25 protein-coding genes are annotated in these 25,367 nt (G+C 40.3%); 21 read left to right on the forward strand and 4 right to left on the reverse strand.

Annotated features, from left to right (window positions below):
• The first annotated feature begins 85 nt into the window (after positions 1-85).
• The gene (locus ACFSAV_RS09855) at positions 86-661 is read left to right on the forward strand and encodes a TIGR00645 family protein (RefSeq protein WP_379099097.1); all 576 of its coding nucleotides are present in this window, start codon (positions 86-88) and stop codon (positions 659-661) included.
• A gap of 93 nt (positions 662-754) precedes the next feature.
• On the opposite strand, the gene ACFSAV_RS09860 is transcribed toward ACFSAV_RS09855, so the two are convergent.
• On the reverse strand, positions 755-1,552 hold the full coding sequence (locus ACFSAV_RS09860) for an IclR family transcriptional regulator (RefSeq protein ID WP_379099100.1): 798 nt from the start codon (positions 1,550-1,552) through the stop codon (positions 755-757).
• Positions 1,553-1,766: 214 nt separating this feature from the next.
• Between ACFSAV_RS09860 and yiaK the strand changes: the two genes are divergently transcribed.
• The 13 genes from yiaK (at position 1,767) to araD (ending at position 14,512) form a co-directional block, all read left to right on the forward strand.
• The gene (gene yiaK, locus ACFSAV_RS09865; RefSeq protein ID WP_379099103.1) at positions 1,767-2,765 is read left to right on the forward strand and encodes a 3-dehydro-L-gulonate 2-dehydrogenase; all 999 of its coding nucleotides are present in this window, start codon (positions 1,767-1,769) and stop codon (positions 2,763-2,765) included.
• A 9-nt stretch (positions 2,766-2,774) separates the two neighbouring features.
• Positions 2,775-3,251 carry a NanQ anomerase/TabA/YiaL family protein gene (locus ACFSAV_RS09870; protein WP_379099106.1) on the forward strand — a complete coding sequence of 159 codons (477 nt, stop codon included), beginning with the start codon at positions 2,775-2,777 and terminating at the stop codon, positions 3,249-3,251.
• Positions 3,248-3,730 (forward strand): TRAP transporter small permease, encoded by a 483-nt coding sequence (locus tag ACFSAV_RS09875; RefSeq protein ID WP_379099108.1) that lies wholly within the window; start codon positions 3,248-3,250, stop codon positions 3,728-3,730. The genes ACFSAV_RS09870 and ACFSAV_RS09875 overlap by 4 nt, the downstream gene beginning before the upstream one ends.
• On the forward strand, positions 3,727-5,007 hold the full coding sequence (locus ACFSAV_RS09880) for a TRAP transporter large permease subunit (protein WP_379099111.1): 1,281 nt from the start codon (positions 3,727-3,729) through the stop codon (positions 5,005-5,007). The genes ACFSAV_RS09875 and ACFSAV_RS09880 overlap by 4 nt, the downstream gene beginning before the upstream one ends.
• 19 nt (positions 5,008-5,026) lie before the next feature.
• Complete coding sequence (locus ACFSAV_RS09885) at positions 5,027-6,013, forward strand: TRAP transporter substrate-binding protein (protein ID WP_379099114.1); 987 nt, start codon at positions 5,027-5,029, stop codon at positions 6,011-6,013.
• A gap of 79 nt (positions 6,014-6,092) precedes the next feature.
• The gene (locus tag ACFSAV_RS09890) at positions 6,093-7,610 is read left to right on the forward strand and encodes a sugar ABC transporter ATP-binding protein (RefSeq protein WP_379099117.1); all 1,518 of its coding nucleotides are present in this window, start codon (positions 6,093-6,095) and stop codon (positions 7,608-7,610) included.
• A gap of 42 nt (positions 7,611-7,652) precedes the next feature.
• A complete protein-coding gene (locus ACFSAV_RS09895; RefSeq protein ID WP_101775562.1) occupies positions 7,653-8,702 on the forward strand; it encodes an ABC transporter permease in 1,050 nt (349 codons plus the stop codon).
• Positions 8,703-8,742: 40 nt separating this feature from the next.
• Complete coding sequence (locus tag ACFSAV_RS09900) at positions 8,743-9,852, forward strand: ABC transporter substrate-binding protein (RefSeq protein WP_379099121.1); 1,110 nt, start codon at positions 8,743-8,745, stop codon at positions 9,850-9,852.
• Between the two features lie 63 nt (positions 9,853-9,915).
• Entirely contained in the window at positions 9,916-10,803 is an 888-nt protein-coding gene (locus ACFSAV_RS09905; RefSeq protein WP_379099124.1) for an SMP-30/gluconolactonase/LRE family protein, read from the forward strand.
• Between the two features lie 9 nt (positions 10,804-10,812).
• Positions 10,813-12,264: an FGGY-family carbohydrate kinase gene (locus ACFSAV_RS09910; protein ID WP_379099127.1), complete on the forward strand. Its 1,452-nt coding sequence runs from the start codon at positions 10,813-10,815 to the stop codon at positions 12,262-12,264.
• Positions 12,265-12,286: 22 nt separating this feature from the next.
• A complete protein-coding gene (locus tag ACFSAV_RS09915) occupies positions 12,287-12,934 on the forward strand; it encodes a 3-keto-L-gulonate-6-phosphate decarboxylase UlaD (protein ID WP_379099130.1) in 648 nt (215 codons plus the stop codon).
• Between the two features lie 28 nt (positions 12,935-12,962).
• Positions 12,963-13,823, forward strand: coding sequence for an L-ribulose-5-phosphate 3-epimerase (locus tag ACFSAV_RS09920; protein ID WP_379099133.1), 861 nt, complete (start codon positions 12,963-12,965; stop codon positions 13,821-13,823).
• Positions 13,817-14,512, forward strand: a complete 696-nt coding sequence (araD, locus tag ACFSAV_RS09925) for an L-ribulose-5-phosphate 4-epimerase (protein ID WP_379099136.1) — start codon at positions 13,817-13,819, stop codon at positions 14,510-14,512. The genes ACFSAV_RS09920 and araD overlap by 7 nt, the downstream gene beginning before the upstream one ends.
• A 52-nt stretch (positions 14,513-14,564) precedes the next feature.
• Here the strand turns inward: araD and ACFSAV_RS09930 are convergent, their stop codons facing one another.
• Positions 14,565-15,380 (reverse strand): pyridoxal phosphatase, encoded by an 816-nt coding sequence (locus ACFSAV_RS09930; protein WP_379099139.1) that lies wholly within the window; start codon positions 15,378-15,380, stop codon positions 14,565-14,567.
• Positions 15,381-15,553: 173 nt separating this feature from the next.
• On the opposite strand from ACFSAV_RS09930, the gene tkt reads away from it, so the two are divergent.
• From tkt to ACFSAV_RS09945, 3 genes are all read left to right on the forward strand, one after another.
• Positions 15,554-17,560: a transketolase gene (tkt, locus tag ACFSAV_RS09935; RefSeq protein ID WP_379099142.1), complete on the forward strand. Its 2,007-nt coding sequence runs from the start codon at positions 15,554-15,556 to the stop codon at positions 17,558-17,560.
• Positions 17,561-17,922: 362 nt separating this feature from the next.
• Positions 17,923-19,032, forward strand: a complete 1,110-nt coding sequence (gene asd / locus ACFSAV_RS09940; RefSeq protein ID WP_379099145.1) for an aspartate-semialdehyde dehydrogenase — start codon at positions 17,923-17,925, stop codon at positions 19,030-19,032.
• 187 nt (positions 19,033-19,219) lie between these two features.
• Entirely contained in the window at positions 19,220-20,173 is a 954-nt protein-coding gene (locus ACFSAV_RS09945) for an alpha/beta fold hydrolase (RefSeq protein WP_174674047.1), read from the forward strand.
• On the opposite strand, the gene crcB is transcribed toward ACFSAV_RS09945, so the two are convergent.
• Positions 20,151-20,531, reverse strand: coding sequence for a fluoride efflux transporter CrcB (crcB, locus tag ACFSAV_RS09950; RefSeq protein ID WP_379099148.1), 381 nt, complete (start codon positions 20,529-20,531; stop codon positions 20,151-20,153). The genes ACFSAV_RS09945 and crcB overlap by 23 nt on opposite strands.
• A gap of 29 nt (positions 20,532-20,560) precedes the next feature.
• Positions 20,561-21,379, reverse strand: coding sequence for a Cof-type HAD-IIB family hydrolase (locus tag ACFSAV_RS09955; RefSeq protein ID WP_379099151.1), 819 nt, complete (start codon positions 21,377-21,379; stop codon positions 20,561-20,563).
• Between the two features lie 395 nt (positions 21,380-21,774).
• Here ACFSAV_RS09955 and ilvG point away from each other — a divergent pair, with 395 nt between their 5' ends.
• Genes ilvG through ACFSAV_RS09975 form a run of 4 tightly spaced genes read left to right on the forward strand, consistent with a single transcriptional unit; the run spans position 21,775 to position 25,314 of the window.
• The gene (ilvG, locus tag ACFSAV_RS09960) at positions 21,775-23,424 is read left to right on the forward strand and encodes an acetolactate synthase 2 catalytic subunit (protein WP_379099154.1); all 1,650 of its coding nucleotides are present in this window, start codon (positions 21,775-21,777) and stop codon (positions 23,422-23,424) included.
• Between the two features lie 29 nt (positions 23,425-23,453).
• Positions 23,454-23,684, forward strand: coding sequence for an acetolactate synthase 2 small subunit (ilvM, locus tag ACFSAV_RS09965; RefSeq protein ID WP_101775576.1), 231 nt, complete (start codon positions 23,454-23,456; stop codon positions 23,682-23,684).
• A 20-nt stretch (positions 23,685-23,704) separates the two neighbouring features.
• Positions 23,705-24,397, forward strand: coding sequence for an aspartate/glutamate racemase family protein (locus ACFSAV_RS09970; RefSeq protein ID WP_101775577.1), 693 nt, complete (start codon positions 23,705-23,707; stop codon positions 24,395-24,397).
• A 20-nt stretch (positions 24,398-24,417) separates the two neighbouring features.
• Positions 24,418-25,314 (forward strand): DMT family transporter, encoded by an 897-nt coding sequence (locus tag ACFSAV_RS09975; protein WP_379099158.1) that lies wholly within the window; start codon positions 24,418-24,420, stop codon positions 25,312-25,314.
• Positions 25,315-25,367: the final 53 nt, after the last annotated feature.

The raw sequence follows: 25,367 nt of genomic DNA on the forward strand, positions 1-25,367 counted from the left end.
TCTAGCCTACAGAAAAACCCATTGAATTTTCCGCTAAAAACAGGTAAGTTTCACGACTCATTTAATTCACTAAAATTAACTCAACATGGAACAACAATCTCAGCAACAACCCATAAAAGTAAAATCACAACGTTATAAACCACGTCAGCATCATGCCCCTAATATCATTAGCCAAGTCATCTTTGCCAGCCGTTGGCTGCAATTACCTATTTATTTAGGTTTGATCATAGTACAAGGGGTATATGCTTATAAATTCATGAAATCATTATGGGAGTTAATGACTAATTTACAAAGTATGGATGCCAATATGATCATGCTAGCGGTACTCAATCTCATTGACGTTGTGATGATTGCTAACTTACTGGTTATGGTGATTGTGGGTGGCTACGAAATTTTTGTCTCCAAATTACGTACTAAAGATCATCCTGACGAACCAGAATGGCTCAGTCATGTGAATGCTTCAGTACTTAAAGTCAAACTTTCAATGTCGATTATCAGTATTTCATCCATTCACTTATTACAGACTTTTGTAAATGCCGCCAATATGGATGAAAAAACCATGATGTGGCAATTATTCCTTCACTTAGGCTTTTTAGTTTCTGCAGTTGCCATGGCATATACTGATAAAATCCTTTACAGCACGAGTCATAAAGGACATTAAACAGAGAATCAAAATAAGTTTGAAACATTTGAAACAACAAGACCTTCAACCTGCAAACACAGATTGAAGGTCTTTTTTTAATCATGAGCAAATTTATGCGCCTAACTCTTTAGAAATTGCGTGAGTTGCTTGCTTTAAATGGGTTAACAATACTTCTTTACCAATCTGATTTAATCGGGCGGTAGATAAAGAAATTGACACCGAATAAGCGACATGACCATTAATATCAAATATCGGGCAAGCTAAACAGGTTACCCCCGTTTCATTTTCTTCATTATCCATTGCGTAACCTAATTCTCGAATCTTATTTAGCTCTAACGCCATGGCAGCTGGGGTCACAATAGTATTGGCAGTTAATTGTGTTATATTCGCTTGATTCTTGTCCCAATAATCCTCTAAAGCATGCCCTTTTTCATAAGCCATAAAGATTTTTCCCATGGCTGAGCAATAGAGTTCTAAACGCTGGCCAATATATGCCCGAGTACGCATCATACCTGTAGTAGGTTCAAGTTTATAAATCATCACAGCATGATGATGGTCGCGCATCGATAAGTTGACTGTTTCGCCTGTATCTAAGTTAAGTTGCTCTAAATAAGGCGCGGTAATATTCAAAATATTCAAAGAACTTAAGGTTTTTTGCCCAATCATTAAACATTTCATCGTCAAACGATATGCCCCAACGGTATTTGCCGGTTTCACATAACCACAGGCTTGCAATGTTTGTAACATACGATGTGTTGTACTTTTATTGAGATTTGATAATTCAGAAAGCTTGGCTAATGGGCAGCCATTGGGAAAATTACTTAAAATATCAATCAGTAACAAGCCTTTGATTAAACTTTGGTTACTGCCAGCTCTTTTATTTTGATCCGTTTCTTTCATCCTTTTCATTCCTAAATAGCCTATTTTGCGTAGGTTTATTCTAATGAGATATTGCCAAAATAAAAATGAGATCCTGATCACAAAAAATGAAAAAAATTCTATCTGTCTGATTTATAAGATTTTTTATTTATGCTTTTCATTTGCGTACAAATTTTATTCAGATTATAATTTTTTTTAAAACGTCATTTCAATATATGAAACAGATTAACATAGTGAGGGCAATATGAAGGTCAGCTACGAAACACTCAAGCAAGAATTTAAACGTGTATTACTCGCAAGAAATGTCCGTGAAGATATCGCTGAAGAATGTGCAACGATGTTTGCAGACACCACCGAATCTGGTGTTTATTCCCATGGTGTCAATCGCTTTCCACGTTTTATCTCACAGCTCGAAAAAGGCGATATTGTTCCTGATGCAATCCCCACAAAAGTACTTTCTTTAGGCGCAATTGAACAATGGGACGCGCATCAAGCAATTGGTAACCTGACCGCCAAAAAAATGATGGGCCGCGCAATGGAAATTGCCGATCAATTTGGTATTGGTGTAGTCGCACTCAAAAATGCGAATCACTGGATGCGTGGTGGCGGTTATGGCTGGCAAGCTGCGGAAAAAGGCTATATTGGGATCTGTTGGACAAACTCCATTGCTGTTATGCCACCTTGGGGAGCGAAAGAATGCCGTATAGGTACAAATCCATTGATTATTGCTGTACCAACCAATCCGATTACCATGGTCGATATGTCCTGCTCAATGTATTCTTACGGTATGTTAGAAGTACATCGTTTAGCTGGTCGCCAAACCTTTGTGGACGCAGGTTTTGATGATGAAGGTAATCTCACCCGTGATCCCGGAACAGTAGAAAAAAATCGTCGCTTACTGCCAATGGGCTTCTGGAAAGGATCAGGCTTATCTATTGTATTAGACATGATCGCCACACTGCTTTCTAATGGTTTATCTGTGGCGGAAGTGACAGAAGAAAAAGATGACGAATACTGTGTTTCACAAATCTTTATTGCCATTGAAGTAGATCGTTTAATTGATGGCAAAACGAAAGACGAAAAACTCAACAAGATTATGGACTACGTCAAAACGGCACAACGGGCAGATCCTGAAGTTGCAATTCGCTTACCTGGTCATGAATTCACTACAATTCGTGCCGAAAATAAAGCCAATGGCATCCCAGTTGATGAATCTGTTTGGGAAAAAATTAAGTCCCTATAAGGAAACGCTATGTTTTTCGGTCATCTCTCTCAAGTTGATAAAAAACACTATCCAGCCGCAATTCAGATTGCGCTGGATTATCTTGCTAGTACCAATTTTGATCAACTCGCTGTCGGTCGTTATCCGATTATTGGTGAACGTATCTATGCGCAAGTGTTAGATCTTGAAACCCAAGATAAAGCAGTGATTCAACCTGAAGCACATCGTCGCTATATTGATGTGCAATACCTACATCGAGGCTTTGAACGTATTGGTGTGAGCATTGATGTAGGCAATAATTCTATTGCGCAAGATTATGATAATGAACGTGATATCGTCTTCTACCAAAAGGTAGAAAATGAAATCGAACTCATTATGCGCCCAGGTAATTTTGCTGTATTTTTTCCTCAAGACATACATCGACCAGCCTGCCTTGATCAGCAATCAACCACAATCCGTAAAGTGGTGGTAAAAATTGCAGTAAGTGAATTAGAGGTGCTGCCATGAAATCACTTAATTCAGCGATCACTAAACTCTTAGAGGCATTAGTCGTCATTATTTTAACGACTATGTCTTGTTTAGTGTTTCTTAATGTCGTGTTACGTTATGGCTTCAATAGCAGTATCAATATTACTGAAGAAGTGTCGCGTTACTTATTTGTCTGGCTGGCTTTTCTCGGTGCAATTCTCGCATTTAACGAAAATCGCCATGTCAATGTCACCATGTTTACTTCTCGCTTATCACCACATAAACAAAAGATCTTACATTTATTTACCGATAGCCTGATGCTGTTTTGTTGCTATCTTTTGATTACTGGCAGTTGGGTACAATTTAAACTTAATTTAAACAATATGGCCCCCATCTCAGGGATACCAACTGGCATAACCTATTTAGCCAGTTTCATTGCTGGTTCAGCCATTGCCATACTGCTTATCATTCGGCTCTTTGCCAATGCTAACCACCTAATTAAAGGAGAAAGTAAATGACAGTTATCATCTTTCTTTCCGCGCTGTTAGGTGCCATTTTATTGGGTATCCCTGTCGCTTTTTCCTTATTATTGTGTGGCGTCGCGTTGATGTTGCACTTAGACTTATTCGATGCACAAATTCTGGCACAACAAATTATCAGTGGTGCAGATAGCTTCTCATTAATGGCAATTCCATTTTTCATCTTAGCAGGTGAAATTATGAATGAAGGTGGCTTATCAAAACGCATTATCGATCTACCAATGAAATTAGTTGGTCATAAACGTGGTGGTTTAGGTTTTGTTGCAATTCTTGCGGCAATGATCATGGCAAGCTTATCAGGTTCTGCAGTCGCCGATACCGCTGCAGTCGCCGCAATGTTATTACCTATGATGAAAACCACAGGCTATCCATTAGATCGCTCTGCTGGTTTAATTGGTACTGCGGGCATTATTGCGCCAATTATCCCACCTTCTATTCCATTTATTATCTTTGGTGTCGCCAGTGGTGTATCTATTACTAAACTGTTTTTAGCGGGTATTGCGCCGGGTATCCTAATGGGAATTTGTTTAGGTGGCTTATGGTGGTGGCAAGCAAAACGTCTTAATCTCATGACATTCTCTAAAGCCAGTAAGGAAGAACTCTGTATTTCCTTTAAAAACAGTATTTGGGCATTACTCCTCCCTGTCATTATTATTGGAGGCTTTCGTTCTGGTATTTTTACCCCAACAGAAGCAGGTGCTGTAGCAGCGTTCTATGCATTGATTGTTTCGCTGTTCGTTTATAAGGAATTAAAAATAAAACAATTGTACAACGTGATTTTAGCAGCAGCAAAAACGACCGCGGTCGTCATGTTTCTGGTTGCCGCCGCACAAGTCACAGGTTGGTTAATCACCATTGCAGAATTGCCACACATGATGACAGAATTGTTAGAACCCTTGATTGATACCCCGACTTTATTACTGATTGTCATTATGCTGTCTGTTTTTGTCATTGGTATGGTCATGGATTTAACGCCGACAGTATTAATTCTTACTCCAGTACTCATGCCATTAGTTGAAGAAGCGGGAATTGATCCTGTCTACTTCGGTGTGCTGTTCATTCTTAATACCTCAATTGGACTCATCACACCACCAGTAGGTAATGTCCTTAATGTCATTACTGGCGTTTCTAAATTACCTTTTGATCAAGCTGCAAAAGGCATATTGCCATACTTATTGATGATGATTGCATTGCTCTTTGCTTTCATTTTCTTCCCAGCCTTAATTTTAACGCCACTTAGCTGGCTACAACCTTAAATCGTCACAGGAGAACATTATGAAACTATTCAATCTCAAAACTCTCGCAGTGTTAATGGCAGGTATGGCTGTATTTGCTGGCAGTACAAGTGCCGCAACCACATTACGTTTTGGTTATGAAGCACCGCGTAGTGATACTCAACATGACGCCGCAAAGAAATTCAATGATCTTCTAAAAGAAAAAACAAAAGGGGAAATCAAACTTAGCCTTTTCCCAGATAGTACCTTAGGTAATGCGCAAACTATGATCAGTGCTGTACGAGGCGGTACAATTGACTTAGAAATGTCAGGCTCACCGAACTTTTCTGGGCTAGTACCGAAATTAAACGTGATTGATATTCCGTTTATTTTCCAAAATCGTGAGCATGCTTATGCGGTATTAGACGGTGAAATTGGTCAAGGCTTATTAAAAGAATTAGAAGCACAAGACTTAAAAGGTCTCGCATTTTGGGAAGTGGGTTTCCGTTCTTTTACCAACTCAAAGCACCCAGTAAAAACGCCTGATGATATTAAAGGGTTAAAAGTACGTACGAATCAAAACCCAATGTATATCCAAGCATTTTCAATTTTAGGGGCAAACCCTGTACCAATGCCATTATCAGAGCTTTATACAGCGCTTGAAACACGTGCCGTTGATGCACAAGAGCACCCAGTCGGTATTGTTTGGTCAGCCAAATTATATGAAGTACAAAAACATTTAAGCTTAACTAATCATGGCTATACACCACTCATTGTCGTGATGAATAAAGCTAAGTTCGATGCACTTTCACCAGCACTCCAAACAGCGCTAATCGAAGCCGCACAAGAAGCGGGTGCTTATCAACGCCAACTTAACCTTGAAAATGAAAAAGGCATTATTGCAAAAATGCAAAAAGCGGGCATTGAAGTGATTGATAGTGTCGATACAAAACCATTTAAAGCAGCCATTGAAAGCGAGGTACGCAAAGCATTCATTGAGAAAAATGGTGATGATCTGGTCAAACAAATTGACGCATTAGCAAAATAAACCCGTTCAGCGGTCGAGTGCAAAACTTTTGCAAAATCGACCGCACTTTTACTCATTCCTCATGAAACAGGAGGAACCTATGGTGACCACTGAACAGTCTCCAATCCTTCAGCTACAACATATCGTGAAACGATTTGGTAGCCATACCGCAGTAAATGACGTCAGTCTTGATATTCATCGAGGCGAAATTGTCGCATTACTTGGCGAGAATGGTGCAGGTAAATCAACCTTAATCAAAATTCTTGCTGGAATTTATCCACGCGACGAAGGTGAAATTCGCTTTCATCAACATAAAATTCAATCTGCGCAATCACTTTCTCATACAAACAAACAGCCTATCGCCTTTATTCATCAGGATTTAGGGTTAATTGAATGGATGACTATTGCCGAGAATATGGCATTCGTGATGGGTTTTCCACGTCGTTTTGGTTTAATTGATTGGAAAAAAATCAATCAACAAGCACAAGATGCGCTTGATTTTGTCGGCATCCATCTTTCTGCACAAACGCGCATCTTTGATTTAAGCCGTACAGAAAAAGCATTATTAGCCATTGCACGCGCCATTGCAGTGAATGCTGAAATCTTAGTATTAGATGAGCCAACCGCCTCGCTGCCCGCAAGCGATGTTGAACACTTATTCATTGTTCTCAATCGTCTACGTGCACAGGGCGTTGGCATGATTTATGTCACTCATCGTTTAGATGAAGTGATTACGCTTTCCGATCGTATTTTAGTGATGCGCGATGGTCATCCTGTCGCAGAAGGTTCCACTAAAGACTATGACGTGAAGTCATTAGTAAAAGCCATTGTGGGTGAAGAAACAAGAGGTAAACAACGCGAGCCATTACCTAAAAATACACCAGAGGTTTTACAACTCAACGATGTTGTGGTTGGCGATACAGGTCCTGTTTCCTTCAGCCTACGGCAAGGCGAAATGATTGCACTCGCAGGATTACGTGGTGCAGGGCAAGAAGAAATTGGGCGTTTATTATTCGGGCTACGTGAGTTGGAGAGTGGACATATCCGTTTAAACGGTAGCACATATCATGCAGATTCGCCTCGTGATGCGATTCATAAGGGCGTTGCACTAGTTGCTGGTGACCGTATCCGAGAAAGTTTAGTGATGTCAATGACAACCACAGAAAACCTGTTTATCAACCCAGTATTAAGTGGTCATTCACCGTTAAAAAATTATGCCCGCAAAGAAGAATGGGCGGAAAGTTGGTATAAATTCCAGCTCTTTGATATTCGACCGAAAAATTTATTCATTGATGTCAGCGCACTCTCTGGTGGTAATCAACAAAAAATTGTGCTTGCACGTTGGATGCATCTCAATACGCCAGTATTAATTTTAGAAGATCCTACTGCGGGTGTGGATGTTGGTGCACGTGCAGAAATTTATGACTTATTAAATCAAGCATTGAAAAAAGGTATTGCTATCATTGTGATATCAAATGATTTTGAGGAAATCGCCCATCTTTGCAACCGCGCGTTGATATTTAATCGTGGCGATATTGCAGGTGAATTATTCAATGAACAAGTCACGTTTGCTAATTTACTGGCGTTAGCCTCTGATTCAACAGCCAGCATAAATTAATTTTCATATTTTAGACCGCACTTAAACAAATAGGAGAGCATCATGGCTCAAACAAATATCAAATCAACTGCATTAGAACAGCCCGTATCTATTGCGCGTGATGGCTTTGCGGCGTGGTTTTCCCAAATGCTCACTCGGTATGGTTTATTATGGCTATGTTTCTTACTCGTCATTCTTTTCTCTGTGACGACAGATTCTTTCGCCTCAATGTTAACGCTAAATGCAATTTTAGAAAGTAAATCAAAAATTGCGTTACTTGCACTCGCCGCGACCACCACCATGATCGTCGGCAAAATCGACTTAAACGTTGGTTTCGGTATTGTCCTTTGGCATATTTTAGCCATTACTTTACAAGTTCAATTTGGCTTTTCATGGCAAATGGCGACTATTACAGTCCTAATCGTGGCTGCTATTTACGGTTTACTCAATGGCATTTTAGTTGCCCTTGCTGATATTGATAGCTTCGTCGCGACATTAGGTTCTGGTACAGTACTATATGCCATCGCCCTATGGCACTCAGGCGGTCGCCAAATTGTTGGTGACTTACCTGATGGTTTTATTGCAATTAACAGTACTGAAATCATTGGTATTCCGATCTCCGCCTTTTACGTATTAATCATTGCGATTGTAATGTGGCTTGTGACTGAACATACCCCAACGGGACGTTGTATGTATGCGGTAGGAGGAAATCCTGCCGCCGCCCATCTGAATGGTATTTCAATTAAGAAATATACGATTGTACCATTTATTGTTTCCAGCTTAATCACCGGTTTTACTGGTGTCTTAATCGCCGCACAACAAGGTGTAGGTCAAGCCAGTGTGGGTATGGACTATCTCTTGCCAGCATTAGTGGGGGCATTCTTAGGGAGTACCACTATTAAGCCAGGGCGTATCAATGTTTGGGGTACAGTTGTGGGAATTGCTATCCTCGCTATCGGCATCTCAGGTATCCAGCAATTTGGCGGTGCCTTCTGGGTCGAACCATTATTTAATGGTGCCACTTTATTATTATCTATCACAATTGCGGGTTATGCCCAGCGCAAACGTTTATTAAATCAAAAAGCAGTACAAAAGAAAGCAGCAACAAAATAATCCGTTGTTGTGTTAATTGATCTATTGTAAGGAGAACCTTATGAAACACGCTTTTCATCGCAATTTAAGCACGCTAGCAGCTTTAGTCACACTCGCTTTTACAAGCCATGCTATCGCAAACGATCCATTTGTTGCTGAAGCAAAACAACAAGTTGCCGCAGCAACAGCTCAACAAACCACTTGGGATGGTCCAACAACAGGTCCTAAATTACAACAAGGAAAGAACATTATTTTCATTGCTTCTGATATGAAAAATGGTGGTGTGTTAGGTGTCATTGATGGCATGAAAGAAGCCACCTCTGTTACAGGTTGGAAACTGGATGTCCTTGATGGTGCAGGTTCTGTGAATAACCAATTAGCCGCCTTAAACCAAGCGATTGCACGTAAGCCTGATGCCATTGTGATTGGCGGTTGGAACCCCAATGTGGCAAAAATTCCACTCAGTAAAGCTAATAAAAACGGGATTACGCTCGTCGCATGGCATGCTACACCAGAACCTGGTCCAATCGATAAATACAACATTTTCTATAATGTGACGTCTGACTCTGACCAAATTGCTAAACTCTCCGCTCAACTTGCGGTCGCAAACTCAGATGGAAAAGCAAAAGTGGTGATTCTCACTGACTCTTTATATGAAATAGCCTTACGCAAAGCCAATGTAATGAAAGAGGTCATTGAGCAATGTAAAGAATGCCAAGTGTTAGAATTTATTGATACCCCACTAGCAGACACCTCAAGCCGCATGCCGAGCTTAACTTTTAGTTTATTACAAAAATATGGTGATGACTTGCAATACACTTTAGCCATCAATGACCTCTATTTTGACTTTATGGCACCGTCCTTGCGCTCGGCAAATAAAGGGGAAATGCCATACAACATTTCCGCAGGCGATGGTTCTGTCACCGCCTATCAACGCATTCGTACTAACAATCATCAATTTGCCACTGTACCAGAACCACTGAATTTACACGGTTGGCAATTAGTAGATGAACTCAATCGTGCCTTTGCTAGCGAAAAACCTTCTGGCTATATCACGCCAGCGCATTTAGTAATCAAAGACAATGTGGCATTTGATGGGGGTGCTAACAACCTTTATGACCCACAAAATGGTTACAAAGAAGCATATAAAGCGATTTGGGATGTGAAATAGTTAATCATTGCGGTCGTCAAAACTTTTAGAGAAACGACCGCACTTTCCTAATGAGGAGAGCATATGTTATCAGCCAAAATTGAAGTCTATGACCAACGTTTTTACCAATTAGTTGGTACAGAAGCCAAATTAGAAGAGTTGTTTGATAAAGCGATTTGGGCAGAAGGTCCTATTTGGTTAGCCAAACAACAAGCTGTGGTTTTCAGTGATGTCAAAGGTAACACCATGTATCGCTGGAGTGCCCAACAAGGTACTGAGATATTTCGTCAACCATCGCAATTTGCCAATGGTAATGCGGTCGATGCTGAGGGAAATCTCATCACATGCGAACATGGTCGTCGTGCAATAAGCTTAACAGATCAAACTGGCAATATCCGTCTATTAGTCAATAAACTGGATGGCAAACAACTCAATTCGCCCAATGATGTTGTTGTGAAATCTGATGGGACTATTTGGTTTACTGATCCACCTTATGGTATTTTAAGCGATGCAGAGGGTAAAAAATCACCAAGTGAAATCATCGGTTGTTATGTGTATTGTTATGATCCACAAACTGACGACATCAATATCGCCACTTTTCATGTAATGCGACCAAATGGTTTGGCTTTCTCCGCAGATGAAACAAAATTAGTTGTGGCGGATATGTCTGCAGTCGAGTTTGCCAAGACAGGTTTACACCACCTTGTGGTTTTTGATGTCGAGGGAAAACAACTACATAATCGTACAACTATTGCGGAGATTTCGCCGGGTATTCCTGATGGCTTCTGTATTGACCAAAACAATGTGATTTATTGTAGCTGTGAAACAGGATTACTGATTTTATTAATCGATGGGACATTTTTAGGGCGGATTATACTTGATAAAACCACCTCTAACTGTACCTTTGGTCCTGATCAAAAAACCTTGTTTATTACAGCAACCAATAGTCTGTATCGTTTAACCTTTAACTAAGGATAGACTATGAATTATTACTTAGGCATAGACTGTGGCGGAACTTTTATTAAGGCAGCGCTCTTTGATACTTCTGGCAAAATGTTTGGTTGTGTGCGTGAAAACGTCCAAGTGATTAGCGAACAAGCGGGCTATGCCGAACGTGATATGCACGAATTATGGCAAGTTTGTGCAACAGTCATCCGAAAAACGATTGAGCATAGTCAAATTGCAGCTAGTAACATCAAAGGTATTGGTATCTCTGCACAAGGCAAAGGCGCTTTTTTGTTAGATCAACAAAACAAGCCTCTTGGACATGCGATTTTATCTTCTGATCAACGAGCTTTAGACATTGTGAAACAATGGCAAAGTGCCGGTATTCCCGACAAACTTTATCCGATGACTCGACAGACCTTGTGGACAGGGCACCCTGTTTCAATTTTGCGTTGGGTCAAACAGCATGAACCCACACGCTATCAACAAATTGGTGCGGTATTAATGTCACATGACTATTTACGTTTTTGTTTAACTGGCGAACTATTTTGCGAAGAAACTAATATTTCTGAATCTAATTTATACAATATGCACACTGGTGAATATGATCCCGCACTTGCCGAATTATTAGGTTTAACAGGCATTACCAGCAAACTCCCACCGATCATCGCAGCCAATGAGATTGCAGGTTATGTCACACCTGAAGCGGCAGAATTAACGGGATTGTGCGTTGGCACGCCTGTTGTTGGTGGCTTATTTGATGTAGTTTCAACCGCACTTTGCGCGGATCTAGATGATGAAACAAAACTTAATGCTGTACTAGGTACTTGGTCTGTGGTCAGTGGCATCACGACTCATATCGACGATAGCCAAACGCTGCCTTTTGTATATGGACGCTATGCACAAGCCGAAAAATTTATTATTCACGAAGCCAGTCCAACCTCTGCGGGGAATTTAGAATGGTTTGTTAAGCAATGGCAGCTCGATTATCAACAAATTAACCAACTTGTCAGTGAGCTTGAACCTGCTGCCAGTTCGGTTTTATTTATTCCTTTTTTATATGGTTCCAATGCAGGTTTAGGGATGCAAGCTGGATTTTATGGTATCCAAGCGCATCACAGCCAAGCCCATTTATTACAAGCGATTTACGAAGGGGTATTGTTCAGTTTAATGCATCACCTCAATCGTATGCTACAACGTTTCCCACAAGCCACATTACTGCGTGTAACTGGTGGACCAACAAAATCCAATATCTGGTTACAAATGCTCGCTGATTTCACAGGAATGAAATTAGAAATCCCTCAAATTGAGGAAACGGGTTGTCTTGGTGCCGCATTAATGGCAATGCAAGGGGTTGGCGAGGCAAACAATGTCTTCCAAACACAAACCATGTTTAGTGTTGAACCTAATCCTGCTTACTTCACTGCTTATCAGCAGAAATATCAACGTTACCAGCAGTTCACTAAAGCACTACAGGCAATGATTTAATGATTACTTGATGAGGAAAAAAATGGCAAAACCACTTATTCAACTTGCGCTAGATGCAGTCGATTTAGATAGCGCACTTGTCACAGCAAAACATGCTGCAGACTCAGTCGATATTATTGAAGTTGGCACTATTCTTGCTTTTGCAGAAGGTATGCGAGCAGTGCGTACACTACGTGCCCTACATCCGGAGCATATCTTAGTCTGCGATATGAAAACAACCGATGCTGGCGCAATTTTAGCCGAAATGGCATTCAAGGCGGGGGCTGATTGGTTAACGGTCTCTGCTGCTGCGCATATTGCAACAATTGAGAGCTGCAAAAAAATTGCTGATCGCTACCACAAAGAAATTCAAATTGAAATCTATGGCAATTGGACATTTGAAGATGCCAAAGCTTGGGTTGCGTTAGGTATTAACCAAGCGATTTATCACCGTGCACGCGATGCCGAAGCCGCAGGTAAAGGCTGGACAGAAGAAGATTTATCCACGATGAAAAAATTGTCAGAACTGGGGTTAGCGCTATCAATTACTGGTGGCATTGTGCCTGAAGATATTCATTTATTTAAAGATATCAATGCCAAAGCCTTTATTGCAGGACGTGCATTTACTGGCGAAAAAGGCAAACTCACTGCAGAAAAAGTGCGGTCAGAAATTGATAAATATTGGTCCTAATATTGCAGAGGCGAACAAGGAGTATATTGTGAGAAAACATAAAATCGGCATTTATGAGAAAGCATTGCCTAAAAACCTCAGTTGGCAGGATCGCTTATCCACTGCGAAAGCCTGTGGTTTCGATTTTGTCGAAATCTCAATTGATGAAACTGATGAACGTTTAGCACGTTTAGATTGGACAAAAGCTGAGCGCATTGAATTAGTCACAGCCATTATTTCAACTGGCATCACTATTCCATCCATGTGCTTATCGGGTCATCGCCGTTTTCCATTTGGTAGCCGAGATGAAGCAACGCGCCAAAAAGCCTATGACGTCATGGAAAAAGCAATTCAACTTGCCGTTGACCTTGGTATTCGGACTATTCAACTTGCAGGTTATGATGTGTATTATGAACAACAAGATGAAGGCACAATTCAACGCTTCCAGCAAGGACTAGAATGGGCAGTCGCCCTTGCGGCAAGCCGTCAAGTGACGCTTGCCGTTGAAATTATGGATACCCAATTTATCAGCTCTATTAGTCGTTGGAAGAAATGGGACGATATTATTCGTTCGCCATGGTTTACGGTTTATCCAGATCTAGGCAATCTCTCTGCTTGGAATGACAATGTGAGTGAAGAACTTAAATTAGGTATCGACAAAATCTCTGCAATTCACTTGAAGGACACTTATAAAGTCACCGCTACTTACCAAGGACAATTCCGTGATGTGCCGTTTGGTGAAGGCTGTGTCGACTTTGTACAGTGTTTTCGTACTTTAGCAAAATTGAATTATCGTGGTGCATTTTTAATCGAAATGTGGACAGAAAAAGCAGAAGAACCAATTATGGAAATTATTCAAGCTCGTCGTTGGATTGAACAAAAAATGAAAGAAGGTGGTTTTCCATGTTAGAACAATTAAAACAAAAAGTGTTTGAGGCGAATTTAGCCTTACCAAAATACCATTTAGTTACCTTTACTTGGGGCAATGTGAGCGGTATCGATCGAGAAAAAAATCTGGTGGTGATTAAGCCCTCTGGTGTGGAATACGATGTCATGACCGCAGAGGATATGGTCGTGGTAGACTTATTCACAGGTCAGGTTGTTGAAGGGAGTAAAAAACCTTCCTCTGATACGGCAACTCACTTAGAACTTTATCGCCAATTTCCAACTCTTGGTGGTATTGTCCATACTCACTCTCGCCACGCGACGATCTGGGCACAAGCAGGCGAAGACTTAATTGCCGCAGGTACAACCCATGCAGATTATTTCTATGGTTCAATCCCTTGTACGCGCAAAATGACGCCTGCTGAAATTCAAGGTGACTATGAACTTGAGACAGGCAAAGTGATCGTAGAAACATTCCGTGTTCGCGGAATTGACCCCAAAGATGTACCTGCTGTATTAGTCCATTCTCATGGACCTTTTGCTTGGGGAACGGATCCAGATAATGCCGTACACAATGCTGTCGTCTTAGAAGAAATCGGTTACATGAATTTATTCAGCCGCCAACTTCGTCCTAATTTATCCTCAATGCAACAAGAATTACTCGATAAGCACTACTTACGGAAACATGGTAAGAATGCTTATTATGGGCAATAATAATCATATCAGTGCTAAAGCAAATTGTTTTAGCACTGATGGTAAATAAGACTTAATCAATGAGAGAAGCGAGGACGGATGAAATCCCCTCCTCATCATGACTTAAAGTCACTAAATGGGCTTGTTGTTTAACTTCAGTTTCTGCATTGCCCATTGCAACGCCTAACCCCACTGAATTGAGCATTGAAATGTCATTATGATTATCACCAAAAGCGATAACAAATTGGGGATCAATCTGCCATGAACTTAACAGTTCAAGTAATCTTGCGCCTTTTGTATTACCGCCATTTGCAATATCAACACGATCAATCCATGACCATTCACAGCTAAATTCAGCAGGCGATAACTGATTGACAGCAGTTTGCATCAACACGCGATCAGGATGACTAATCACAAATTTCCAAATCGTTTCCTGTTCGTTTAACAACGCATGAAAATCAGAAACTTGACATAATTTCGGACGCACATTGAGAGGACAACTTTGTACCCATTGTGAAAACTTGCGCATATGTTCGTTCAGTATGGAATAATTCATTGCATCACGCGAATACATTAATAAGTGTAAACTATACTTTTCCGCAAGCTGAATCACTTGTCGTGCTTGATTCAACGATAATGGATTTGCTGCAAGCACTGTATCTGTTTGCGGTTGATACATATAAGTACCATTACAACAAATCATCGGTGTCGTTAAATTTAATTCATGATAATAAGGATAGGCGGCTGTATGATGTCGTCCTGTAACTAAAATGACTTTTAAACCTTTATTAATACAATTTTGAATCGCGCTTTTACTCGAAACTAAAATTTGTCCTTGGCTATTTAATAACGTACCATCAAGGTCAAAAGCAATGACTTGATATTTCATCTTTTTTTCCTGTGTTGAATATTATTTATTCAGCACAGTATAGAGTGTTTAGCCAAAAAAAGGAACGAATCTTGCTCCCTCGTCATACCAAACAAATTCATTATCCTTTGTAGGTAAAATAGAGTAAAATACTGTACAAATTTAAGTCTTAATTCACTTAGGAGTAAATCATAATGACAACACGTAAAGAACTTGCCAATGCAATCCGTTTTTTAAGCATGGACGCAGTACAAAAAGCAAAATCAGGTCACCCGGGCGCACCAATGGGCATGGCAGATATTGCAGAAGTATTATGGCGTGACTTCTTAAAACATAACCCGACTAATCCACACTGGGTCGATCGTGACCGTTTCATTCTGTCTAATGGTCATGGTTCAATGTTGATTTATAGTTTGTTACATTTGAGCGGCTATGACTTATCCATTGATGACTTAAAGCAGTTCCGTCAACTCCATTCTAAAACCCCAGGTCACCCAGAATACGGTTATGCGCCAGGTGTCGAAACCACTACAGGTCCGTTAGGACAAGGGATTACCAACGCAGTCGGTTTTGCAATTGCAGAAAAAACATTAGCCCATCAATTTAACCGTCCAGGTCATGAGATTGTTGACCATTATACTTACGTGTTCTTAGGTGATGGTTGTTTGATGGAAGGTATCTCGCATGAAGCTTGTTCATTAGCAGGTACATTAGGTTTAGGTAAATTAATTGCCTTCTATGATGATAACAATATCTCAATTGATGGTCATGTGGATGGTTGGTTCACTGATGATACGCAAAAACGTTTTGAAGCTTATGGCTGGCATGTGATTCCTGCTATTGATGGACATAACTCAGAACAAATCATTGATGCAGTAAAAAAAGCCCAAGCCGAAAAAGACAAACCAACTTTAATCATCTGTAAAACCATTATTGGTTTTGGTTCGCCAAACAAAGCAAACTCCCACGACAGTCATGGTGCACCATTAGGCGATGAAGAAATTGCTTTAACACGTAAAGCATTAAATTGGCAACACGCACCATTTGAAATTCCTGCCGATATCTATGCACAGTGGGATGCTAAAGGAAAAGGTGGTGTTGCTGAAAAAAATTGGGAGGAAAAATTTGCTGCTTATGCCAAAGCGCATCCTGAATTAGCCGCTGAATTTACTCGCCGTGTTAATGCAGAGTTACCGGCTAACTGGGCAACAGAATCACAAGCATTCATTGAAAAACTGCAAGCTAACCCAGCAAGTATTGCAAGCCGTAAAGCATCACAAAATGCGATTGAAGCTTACGCAAAATTACTACCTGAATTCTTAGGCGGTTCGGCTGACTTAGCAAGCTCTAACTTAACCTTATGGTCTGGCTCAAAACCAATTCGTGCAGTAGAAAATGCGGATGGTAACTACATCAACTATGGCGTACGCGAATTTGGTATGTCAGCCATTATGAATGGTATTGCCTTACATGGAGGTTTCATCCCTTATGGTGCAACATTCTTAATGTTCATGGAGTATGCTCATAATGCCGTGCGTATGGCAGCATTAATGAAACAACGTTCATTATTTGTGTATACGCATGACTCTATTGGTTTAGGTGAAGATGGTCCAACCCACCAACCTGTTGAACAAACCACCACATTACGTTTAATTCCGAATCTTGAAACATGGCGTCCATGTGACCAAGTGGAATCTGCGGTAGCGTGGAAAGCGGCAGTTGAACGTAAAGCAGGTCCAAGTGCACTTATCTTTACGCGCCAAAATCTTACACAAATGGACCGCACTTCAGAACAGCTTGCTAATGTTGCACGTGGCGGTTATATCTTGCGTGATTGCTGTGAAAAAGGTGATTGTCCTGATCTTATTTTCATCGCGACAGGTTCTGAAGTAGAGCTTGCGATGAAAGCCGCTGAAATATTAGACGCAGAAGGTAAAAAAGTCCGCGTTGTTTCAATGCCAAGCACCAATGTATTTGATAAACAAGATGCAGCCTACCGTGAAAGCGTATTACCAAGCAAAGTCACTAAACGTGTCGCAATTGAAGCAGGAATTGCAGATTTCTGGTATAAATATGTAGGCTTTGAAGGCCGTGTTATCGGCATGAATAGCTTCGGTGAATCAGCGCCAGCAGACCAATTATTTAAACTCTTTGGTTTCACTGTTGAAAACGTTGTAGCGAAAGCAAAAGAGATTTTATAATCACTCAAAATCTATATCATATTGGGCAGTCTTCATCAGCTGCCCTTATTTATTGCCCTGTATAACTCTTGATGCTCCACTCATTTACTAATTAGTCTAGCGCATCTCGTTATTTTTTATCAGGATGAACCATACCCAAGTTACCTAAACTTGCTCAAAACTGACCGTACTTTTATTGCATTACGTCACACTATCAACTTTAATCCAATTCAAAAATTTAGATAATCTATTACTCAAATACAATAACCCATTAACTTTTGTTGCTTTTTAAACAAAAACGCTTGCTTTTATCTAAGCTATCTTGTAATTAATTAACTTCAATCAAACACAATATCATTCACTTTTAATATAAGGAAAATTTTATGCAAAACGTTGGTTTTATCGGTTGGCGTGGGATGGTGGGATCCGTATTAATGGATCGTATGCAACAAGAAAATGATTTTGCAAACATCAATCCAGTGTTTTTTACTACCTCGCAAGCAGGTCAAAAAGCCCCCGTATTTAGTGGCAAAGACGCAGGTGAATTAAAAAATGCTTTTGATATCACCGAACTACAAAAACTGGATATTATCGTCACCTGTCAAGGTGGTGATTATACTAATGATGTCTATCCAAAACTACGTGCCGCTGGCTGGAACGGTTATTGGATTGATGCAGCTTCTGCACTACGTATGGAAAAAGATGCCATTATTGTACTGGATCCAGTGAACCAAAACGTGATTAGTGCAGGCTTAAAAAACGGTATTAAAACTTACGTTGGTGGTAACTGTACTGTCAGTTTGATGTTAATGGCGCTAGGTGGCTTATTTGAACGTGATTTAGTTGAATGGGTTTCAGTGACAACTTATCAAGCGGCAAGCGGCGCAGGCGCTAAAAATATGCGTGAATTGTTAGTCCAAATGGGACAATTAGAAGACAGTGTGAAAGCGGATCTCGACAATCCTGCGTCTTCAATTTTAGAAATCGAACGTCAAGTTACTGCCAAAATGCGTGGCGACTTACCTATCGATAATTTTGGTGCACCATTAGCAGGTAGCTTAATTCCTTGGATCGATAAACTGTGGGAAGGCGGTCAAACCAAAGAGGAATGGAAAGGTTATGCTGAAACAAACAAAATTCTAGGCTTAGACGATAGTCCAATTCCTGTAGATGGTTTATGCGTACGTATCGGTGCATTACGCTGCCACAGTCAAGCTTTTACTATCAAAATGAAAAAAGATTTACCATTAGAGGAAATCGAGCAAATTCTTGCAAGCCATAACGAATGGGTAAAAGTGGTTCCAAATGAAAAAGAAGCAACTTTACGCGACTTAACTCCAACTAAAGTGACGGGTACATTAGAAATTCCAGTCGGTCGCTTACGTAAACTGAAAATGGGACCTGAATATGTCGCCGCTTTCTCAGTAGGTGATCAATTATTATGGGGTGCTGCAGAGCCACTACGCCGCATTTTAAAACAACTTGTCGCGTAACACGAAATCATTCTCCACCTTAAAAGTGCGGTCAGTTTTAGCTTATTTTTATCATTGACCGCACTTTTTTCTCTCTAACATAACTTATCAATACCCACGTTAGTCTTACACGGTGATTTTCAGCCAGTGCTGTAACGAAATATGCTATGATTAACCCGTTTTTAGTTTTGATTTAGAGTAGGCTATGATTCAACGCGAACCCCACTTCACTCACTTTGCTTTAGCAGAATTACATCCTTTTGCAGCCCAGTTTCCATTACAAGATCTCACGGGCAAACAAGGTGTGCGTATTACTTACCGCCATTTTGTCCAAGACCATCCCGTTGAACGTAGATTAGTGATTTTAGTTAATGGGCGCGCTGAAAACTTGTTGAAATGGACTGAACTTGCTTATGATTTTTATCAACAAGGTTATGATGTATTAGTGTTTGATCATCGCGGACAAGGCTATTCACAGCGTTTATTAAAAGATCATGATAAAGGTTATATTGATGAATTTCGTTTTTATGCTGATGATATTGCTTTGTTGCTAGAAAAAATCACCTCGCTGTATCACTATCAAAGCCAACATATTTTGGCACATTCTCTGGGGGCATTAATCAGCACTTACTACCTCGCTAATTATGATCATCAAGTACAAAGTGCGGTCTTTTCTGCGCCATTTTATGGTATTCCACTGCAACATTCATTGCGCGATGAATTGATTATTAATTTGATGGTGCTATTTGGGCAAGGTGCACGCTATGTATTCGGTAGAGGGAAATATAAACCCGCAGATTTAGACAAAAACGATCTCAGTTGTTGCCGCACAAGAATGAAATGGATGAATCGCATTAATCGTCGTCATCCACATATTCATTTAGGCGGTCCCACTTTCCGTTGGGTACATTTATGCTTTAATGCAATTAAAAAATTACCAACGATTTTACCACGCATTGAAATTCCAGTGCTGATTTTACAGTCCGAAAAAGAAAAGATTGTGGATAACAAAAATCTGCAAAAACTGACCGCACTTTTACCACAAGGTCAGCTCATCCAGATTGAGCACAGTAAGCATGAGATTCTATTTGAGCGCGATCCAATTCGTAATTTGGCATTAGCGAGAATTAAGCAATTTTTTACTGAAAATAACGCCAAATAACGACACCTAGCGTAGTAAAAAACAGACAGCCAACTAAATGCAATGAAACAATAGCCATGCCTTCCAACCACTTATGCTGAACAAAATGCTCAATCACTTCTGCACTGAATGATGAAAAGGTAGTTAAACTGCCTAAAAAGCCTGTCACGAAAAACAAACGCCATTCAACCGAAAACACAGGAAATTGCCACAATATGGCTAACATAACGCCCATGATTAAACAGCCTATATAATTAGCCACTAATGTCCCAAAGGATAAAAAAGCAAAAAATGGATTGAGTAATAGTATCAATCCATAACGCAACATCGCGCCAAGAGCAGCGCCACCGCTAATTAAGAGCAAATTCAACAGATTCATATCGTAAGCAATAAACTGGATTGAATCACTTATACAATGTCAAATATGGTGCGAATATAATTTGCCACAGATTCTTGTGCATTGAAGCCAATTACTTCCAAATCTGGACAAGCTGCTTTTAAGCGCGGATCCGCATTGCCCATTACGCAACCTTTGCCAACTTGGGTTAACATTTGTACATCATTCATACCATCACCAAAAGCAAGGCATTGCTGCATATCATAATCACGTTCTGCGAGTACTTGTGCAAGCGCACTCGCTTTAGAAACATTGCGATTCATAACTTCTAAACACTGCGGTGTTGAATAAGTAATGCTTGTCACATCACCATAAGTCTTTTTCAAATGCGCCTCTATCTCCACCAGATCCTGTGGTTCGCGTCCAATAAAGAATACTTTTTCTGTCGCACGCCCATGATGTTGCGCAAAATCGACAACTTCATACATAAAACCAGAATCCTGATGATATTTACGTAACTGGGGTACTTCAATATTAATAAACCAATCATCCCCCTGATATGAATTGACACACACACGTGTGCGATCAAAAGGTAAATTCATGATTTCAAGTGCAATCCGTTCAGGCAAATAATTACGTACTAATAGATTACCTTGTAGATCTTGCGCTCTTGCACCATTTGAGGTGATCATCACCGCGTTTTCAATATTCACTTTTTTTAAGATTGGCATTAAATCAGTATGATTACGCCCTGTTGCCAACATAATATCGATGCCTTTAGCAGCGAGTTTTTGTAGCGTTTCAATGGTGAAATCACCAATCACATGATTTGCATTGAGCAAAGTACCATCTAAGTCAGAGACAATGGCACGGAAAGGACATTTTTGCATAGTCTATCTCTATCCTACTGTCGAAAAATTCTGTTTATGATAACACAACCCAGTGAGTGCCGCGAAAAAATGAATAAAATGGAAATACATTGCACAATAAGACAATAAACGAAAACGTTTTCCTCTTTTTTATAAAATTGTAAAAAAATTGTTTGCGCTGAAAAAAAAATATGATATGAATATAAAACACACAACAGCATACTAACTATTTGGACATAAAATGATGGCATTACGCCCTGTGATCAACATTATTATTAACCTCGTGGTGATTATTATCACTGCGGGGCGAGTGCGTTAATGTTTGATTAGCAGTACACAAAGAGATCAAATATAACCCTCGTCTGATAATCGACGAGGGTTTTTTTATACATAAGAAATAAGTAAGGGTGATTAGCATGAATGGGGCAAGATTAGTAACAGAAAGTTTGAAAGCGCATGGTGTTACGAGCGTATTTGGCTATCCAGGCGGCGCGATTATGCCAGTGTATGACGCATTATATGATGCAGGGATTGAACATTTACTCTGCCGTAATGAGCAAGGTGCCGCGATGGCAGCAATTGGATATGCTAGAGCGAGTGGTAAAGTCGGTGTCTGTATTGCTACGTCTGGACCTGGTGCTGCTAATTTAATCACGGGCTTAGGTGATGCCTTAATGGATTCTATCCCCGTTGTGGCAATTACGGGGCAAGTTGCCTCGCCGCTTATTGGTACTGATGCCTTCCAAGAAGCCGATGTATTAGGCATGTCACTTGCTTGTACTAAACACAGTTTCTTAGTCCAACATATCAATGAATTACCTGAAATTATCGCCAAAGCCTTTCAAATTGCTGCCAGCGGTAGACCTGGTCCTGTCTTGATCGATATTCCAAAAGATGTTCAAGTTGCTCCCACTGAACTGAATCCTGTTGTTTTTGCACAGGAAAAACCTACCGCCTTATCTGATGAAAATTTAACCCAAGCTTTAGCTTTATTGAAAGCGGCTAAACGCCCTGTCATGTATGTTGGAGGCGGTGTCGGTATGGCAAATGCTGTTGCTGAATTACGCCAATTCTTAGCCGTAACCCAAATGCCAAGTGTTTCAACTTTAAAAGGACTTGGTACAATCAATCCTGATCACCCTTACTATATGGGTATGATTGGCATGCACGGTACTAAAGCAGCTAACTATGCTGTCCAAGAATGTGATTTATTACTCGCCTTTGGCGCCCGTTTTGACGATCGGGTAACGGGGAAATTAGACACTTTTGCACCTCATGCTAAAGTGATTCATGCGGATATTGATATTGCTGAAATCGGTAAGTTACGCCGTCCAGATGTCGCATTGTGTGGCGACATTGTACAAGCCTTTAAAGCGCTTACTGTCCCTTTAACACTCACCGCATGGCAAAATCGAGTACAACAACTGAAGCAGCAACATGATTTTTGCTATGGTGAAAATCAAGGTGATCGCTTTATTAACCCGCTCTGGTTATTACATACTCTCTCTAACAAAAAGCCACAGCGTGCTGTTATCACTACTGACGTGGGTCAACATCAAATGTGGTCTGCACAACATATGCAACATTTTGCACCAACTAATTACATTACTTCTGCTGGGTATGGCACTATGGGTTTTGGCTTACCTGCCGCTATTGGTGCAAAAAAAGCGCGTCCAGAAGATGATGTCATCGTGATTTCAGGTGATGGTTCTATCATGATGAACATTCAAGAATTAGGTTCAATTAAACGTGGTAAAACACCAGTAAAAATTGTGTTATTAGATAACCAACGCTTAGGGATGGTACGTCAATGGCAAGAGCTGTTCTTTAATGCTCGCTTTAGTAGCACGATCTTAGATGATAACCCTGACTTTGTCATGTTAGCCGCTGCCTTTGGTATTCAAGGTGAACGTATTACCAAAGGGGAAGAAGTCGATGCGGCATTAGATCGTTTACTAGCAAGTAAAGAAGCCTATTTTTTACATGTTTGTATCTCAAGTAATGAGAATGTCTGGCCATTAGTCCCACCAAATGCCTGCAATATGGATATGTTAGAAAACATGTAAAGTGCGGTCGATTTTGAGGAAATTTTTATATGCAAACTTATCAATTCACATTAAAAGCAAACCAACGTCCAGAAACCCTTGAACGTATTTTACGTGTTATTCGCCATCGTGGTTTTTATGTTGTTGCACTGCAAGTCCAAACAGAAAATAACATAGCACATTGTGATTTTACTGTAAAAAGTGAACGTACTTTAAGTTTACTGGTTAATCAATTAAGTAAAATGTACGATGTATCAGCCATTAATCTAGTACAAGCATAAAACAGGTAAGGAAAACGTTCATGAAAACACTCGGTATTATTGGTGGCATGTCACCTGAAAGCACAATCACTTATTACAACCTAATCAACCAGTTAGTGAATCAAGCAAAAGGTGGAAATCATAGTGCACCATTAGTCATTGTCAATGTTGAATTTGAACAAATTGTACGCTTACAAAAACAAGGTGAATGGTACTGTGCGGGTGAAATCTTAGCAGCTGCTGCGCAAAAATTAACACAAATCGGGGTGGATGGCGTGCTGTTAGCCACGAATACAATGCATAAAGTTGCACCACAAATTATTCAAGCCATTGATGTCCCTTTTCTGCATATTATTGATGCCACAGCAAAAGCCATTAACGCCAAACAAATTAACCAAATCGCTTTATTAGGTACGCAATTTACCATGCAAGATCACTTCTATCGTGATCTCTTACTTGCACGTGGCATCACTCCGATCGTACCAAACAATGAACAACAACAAGAAATTCATCGTATTATTTTTACTGAACTTTGTATCGGCAAAATCAAATCTGAATCTAAGCAATTTTATCTTGACGTCATTGCAGAGTTAGAAAAACAAGGCGCACAGGGTGTGATTTTAGGTTGTACTGAGATTGGCTTATTAATTAATCAGCAAGATGCAACACTGCCATTTTTTGATACCAGCATATTACACGCACAAAAAGCCGCTGAATTTATTCTGACTGAATAAGCGCTGATTAAAGGAAAAATATGGCACATTTCGCTCCTACAGAAAAAACCGCCATGATTGGCTTAGTGGTGGGTTGCATTATTTTTGGTCTTGGTAGTTTAATTGTGGCTTATGTACCCGTTGGAGCCTATGCCATTGCTTTTTGGCGTTTATTGGTCGCAGCCATGATTTTTTATACGTTAGCCAAGTGCTTTAAACAACATGCTCCGATTTCAAGTAAAGCAAAACATTACGCGCTCATTTCTGGTGCATTTTTAGGCTTAGACTTAGCCTTATGGCATGAGAGTATTTATGCTGTAGGTCCAGGCATTTCGACTTTGTTAAACAGCCTGCAAATTTTTTGGCTCTCTGCAATTGGTTTTTTCTGGTTTCGTGAACGGCAAAGTACTTTACAGTTATTCAGTCTCTGCCTTGCCGTATTCGGTGTGGCATTAATTGGCAGTCCTGAGTTTAAACAAAATGACAATGCACTGTGGGGATTTGTTTCGGGTATTGTGTCAGGACTAATGCTCGCCTTATCTATGGTCTATATTCGTAAAACACAACAAGCTGCAGTGACCCCCATTTTCCCATTAATGTTCCGCGTCAGTGTAGGCGGAATGTTAATTCTGTTTGTGCCTGCATTATGGCTTAACACTACTCAGCTTTACCCAACAACGTGGGAACAATTGGGGTTAATACTGATTTATGGCGCGGTCATGCAATGTTTAGCTTGGGGCATGATCGCCTACTCCATTCCGTTGTTATCCCTTAGCGTCACAGGGCTGTTACTGCTTTCAGAGCCTGTTGCTGCGTTAGTAATCGATTACTTATTGCTCAATAAAATGATCAATGGGTTACAATGGTGCGGGGCACTGCTAACCATGTTAGCCATTTATTTAGGGTCATTACGACCAACTAAGCCACCTAAATACTAGGAAGGACAATTTAATCGTGCTGACTCACACTTATTACACAACAGCGAGTCAGC

The organism is Pasteurella oralis (assembly GCF_042681465.1).
In the GTDB taxonomy this organism is placed as follows: domain Bacteria; phylum Pseudomonadota; class Gammaproteobacteria; order Enterobacterales; family Pasteurellaceae; genus Pasteurella; species Pasteurella oralis.

Bases quoted from the DNA above. Each gene is read 5' to 3' on its own strand.
- ACFSAV_RS09930 (WP_379099139.1), bottom strand. From the start codon at position 15,380: ATGAAATATCAAGTCATTGCTTTTGACCTTGATGGTACGTTATTAAAT.
- ACFSAV_RS09905 (WP_379099124.1), top strand. From the start codon at position 9,916: ATGTTATCAGCCAAAATTGAAGTCTATGACCAACGTTTTTACCAATTA.
- ACFSAV_RS09885 (WP_379099114.1), top strand. From the start codon at position 5,027: ATGAAACTATTCAATCTCAAAACTCTCGCAGTGTTAATGGCAGGTATG.
- ACFSAV_RS09890 (WP_379099117.1), top strand. From the start codon at position 6,093: ATGGTGACCACTGAACAGTCTCCAATCCTTCAGCTACAACATATCGTG.
- araD (WP_379099136.1), top strand. From the start codon at position 13,817: ATGTTAGAACAATTAAAACAAAAAGTGTTTGAGGCGAATTTAGCCTTA.
- asd (WP_379099145.1), top strand. From the start codon at position 17,923: ATGCAAAACGTTGGTTTTATCGGTTGGCGTGGGATGGTGGGATCCGTA.
- tkt (WP_379099142.1), top strand. From the start codon at position 15,554: ATGACAACACGTAAAGAACTTGCCAATGCAATCCGTTTTTTAAGCATG.
- ACFSAV_RS09875 (WP_379099108.1), top strand. From the start codon at position 3,248: ATGAAATCACTTAATTCAGCGATCACTAAACTCTTAGAGGCATTAGTC.
- ACFSAV_RS09895 (WP_101775562.1), top strand. From the start codon at position 7,653: ATGGCTCAAACAAATATCAAATCAACTGCATTAGAACAGCCCGTATCT.
- ACFSAV_RS09970 (WP_101775577.1), top strand. From the start codon at position 23,705: ATGAAAACACTCGGTATTATTGGTGGCATGTCACCTGAAAGCACAATC.
- ACFSAV_RS09860 (WP_379099100.1), bottom strand. From the start codon at position 1,552: ATGAAAAGGATGAAAGAAACGGATCAAAATAAAAGAGCTGGCAGTAAC.
- ilvG (WP_379099154.1), top strand. From the start codon at position 21,775: ATGAATGGGGCAAGATTAGTAACAGAAAGTTTGAAAGCGCATGGTGTT.
- ACFSAV_RS09915 (WP_379099130.1), top strand. From the start codon at position 12,287: ATGGCAAAACCACTTATTCAACTTGCGCTAGATGCAGTCGATTTAGAT.
- ACFSAV_RS09870 (WP_379099106.1), top strand. From the start codon at position 2,775: ATGTTTTTCGGTCATCTCTCTCAAGTTGATAAAAAACACTATCCAGCC.
- ilvM (WP_101775576.1), top strand. From the start codon at position 23,454: ATGCAAACTTATCAATTCACATTAAAAGCAAACCAACGTCCAGAAACC.
- ACFSAV_RS09955 (WP_379099151.1), bottom strand. From the start codon at position 21,379: ATGCAAAAATGTCCTTTCCGTGCCATTGTCTCTGACTTAGATGGTACT.
- crcB (WP_379099148.1), bottom strand. From the start codon at position 20,531: ATGAATCTGTTGAATTTGCTCTTAATTAGCGGTGGCGCTGCTCTTGGC.
- ACFSAV_RS09855 (WP_379099097.1), top strand. From the start codon at position 86: ATGGAACAACAATCTCAGCAACAACCCATAAAAGTAAAATCACAACGT.
- ACFSAV_RS09880 (WP_379099111.1), top strand. From the start codon at position 3,727: ATGACAGTTATCATCTTTCTTTCCGCGCTGTTAGGTGCCATTTTATTG.
- ACFSAV_RS09910 (WP_379099127.1), top strand. From the start codon at position 10,813: ATGAATTATTACTTAGGCATAGACTGTGGCGGAACTTTTATTAAGGCA.
- ACFSAV_RS09900 (WP_379099121.1), top strand. From the start codon at position 8,743: ATGAAACACGCTTTTCATCGCAATTTAAGCACGCTAGCAGCTTTAGTC.
- ACFSAV_RS09975 (WP_379099158.1), top strand. From the start codon at position 24,418: ATGGCACATTTCGCTCCTACAGAAAAAACCGCCATGATTGGCTTAGTG.
- yiaK (WP_379099103.1), top strand. From the start codon at position 1,767: ATGAAGGTCAGCTACGAAACACTCAAGCAAGAATTTAAACGTGTATTA.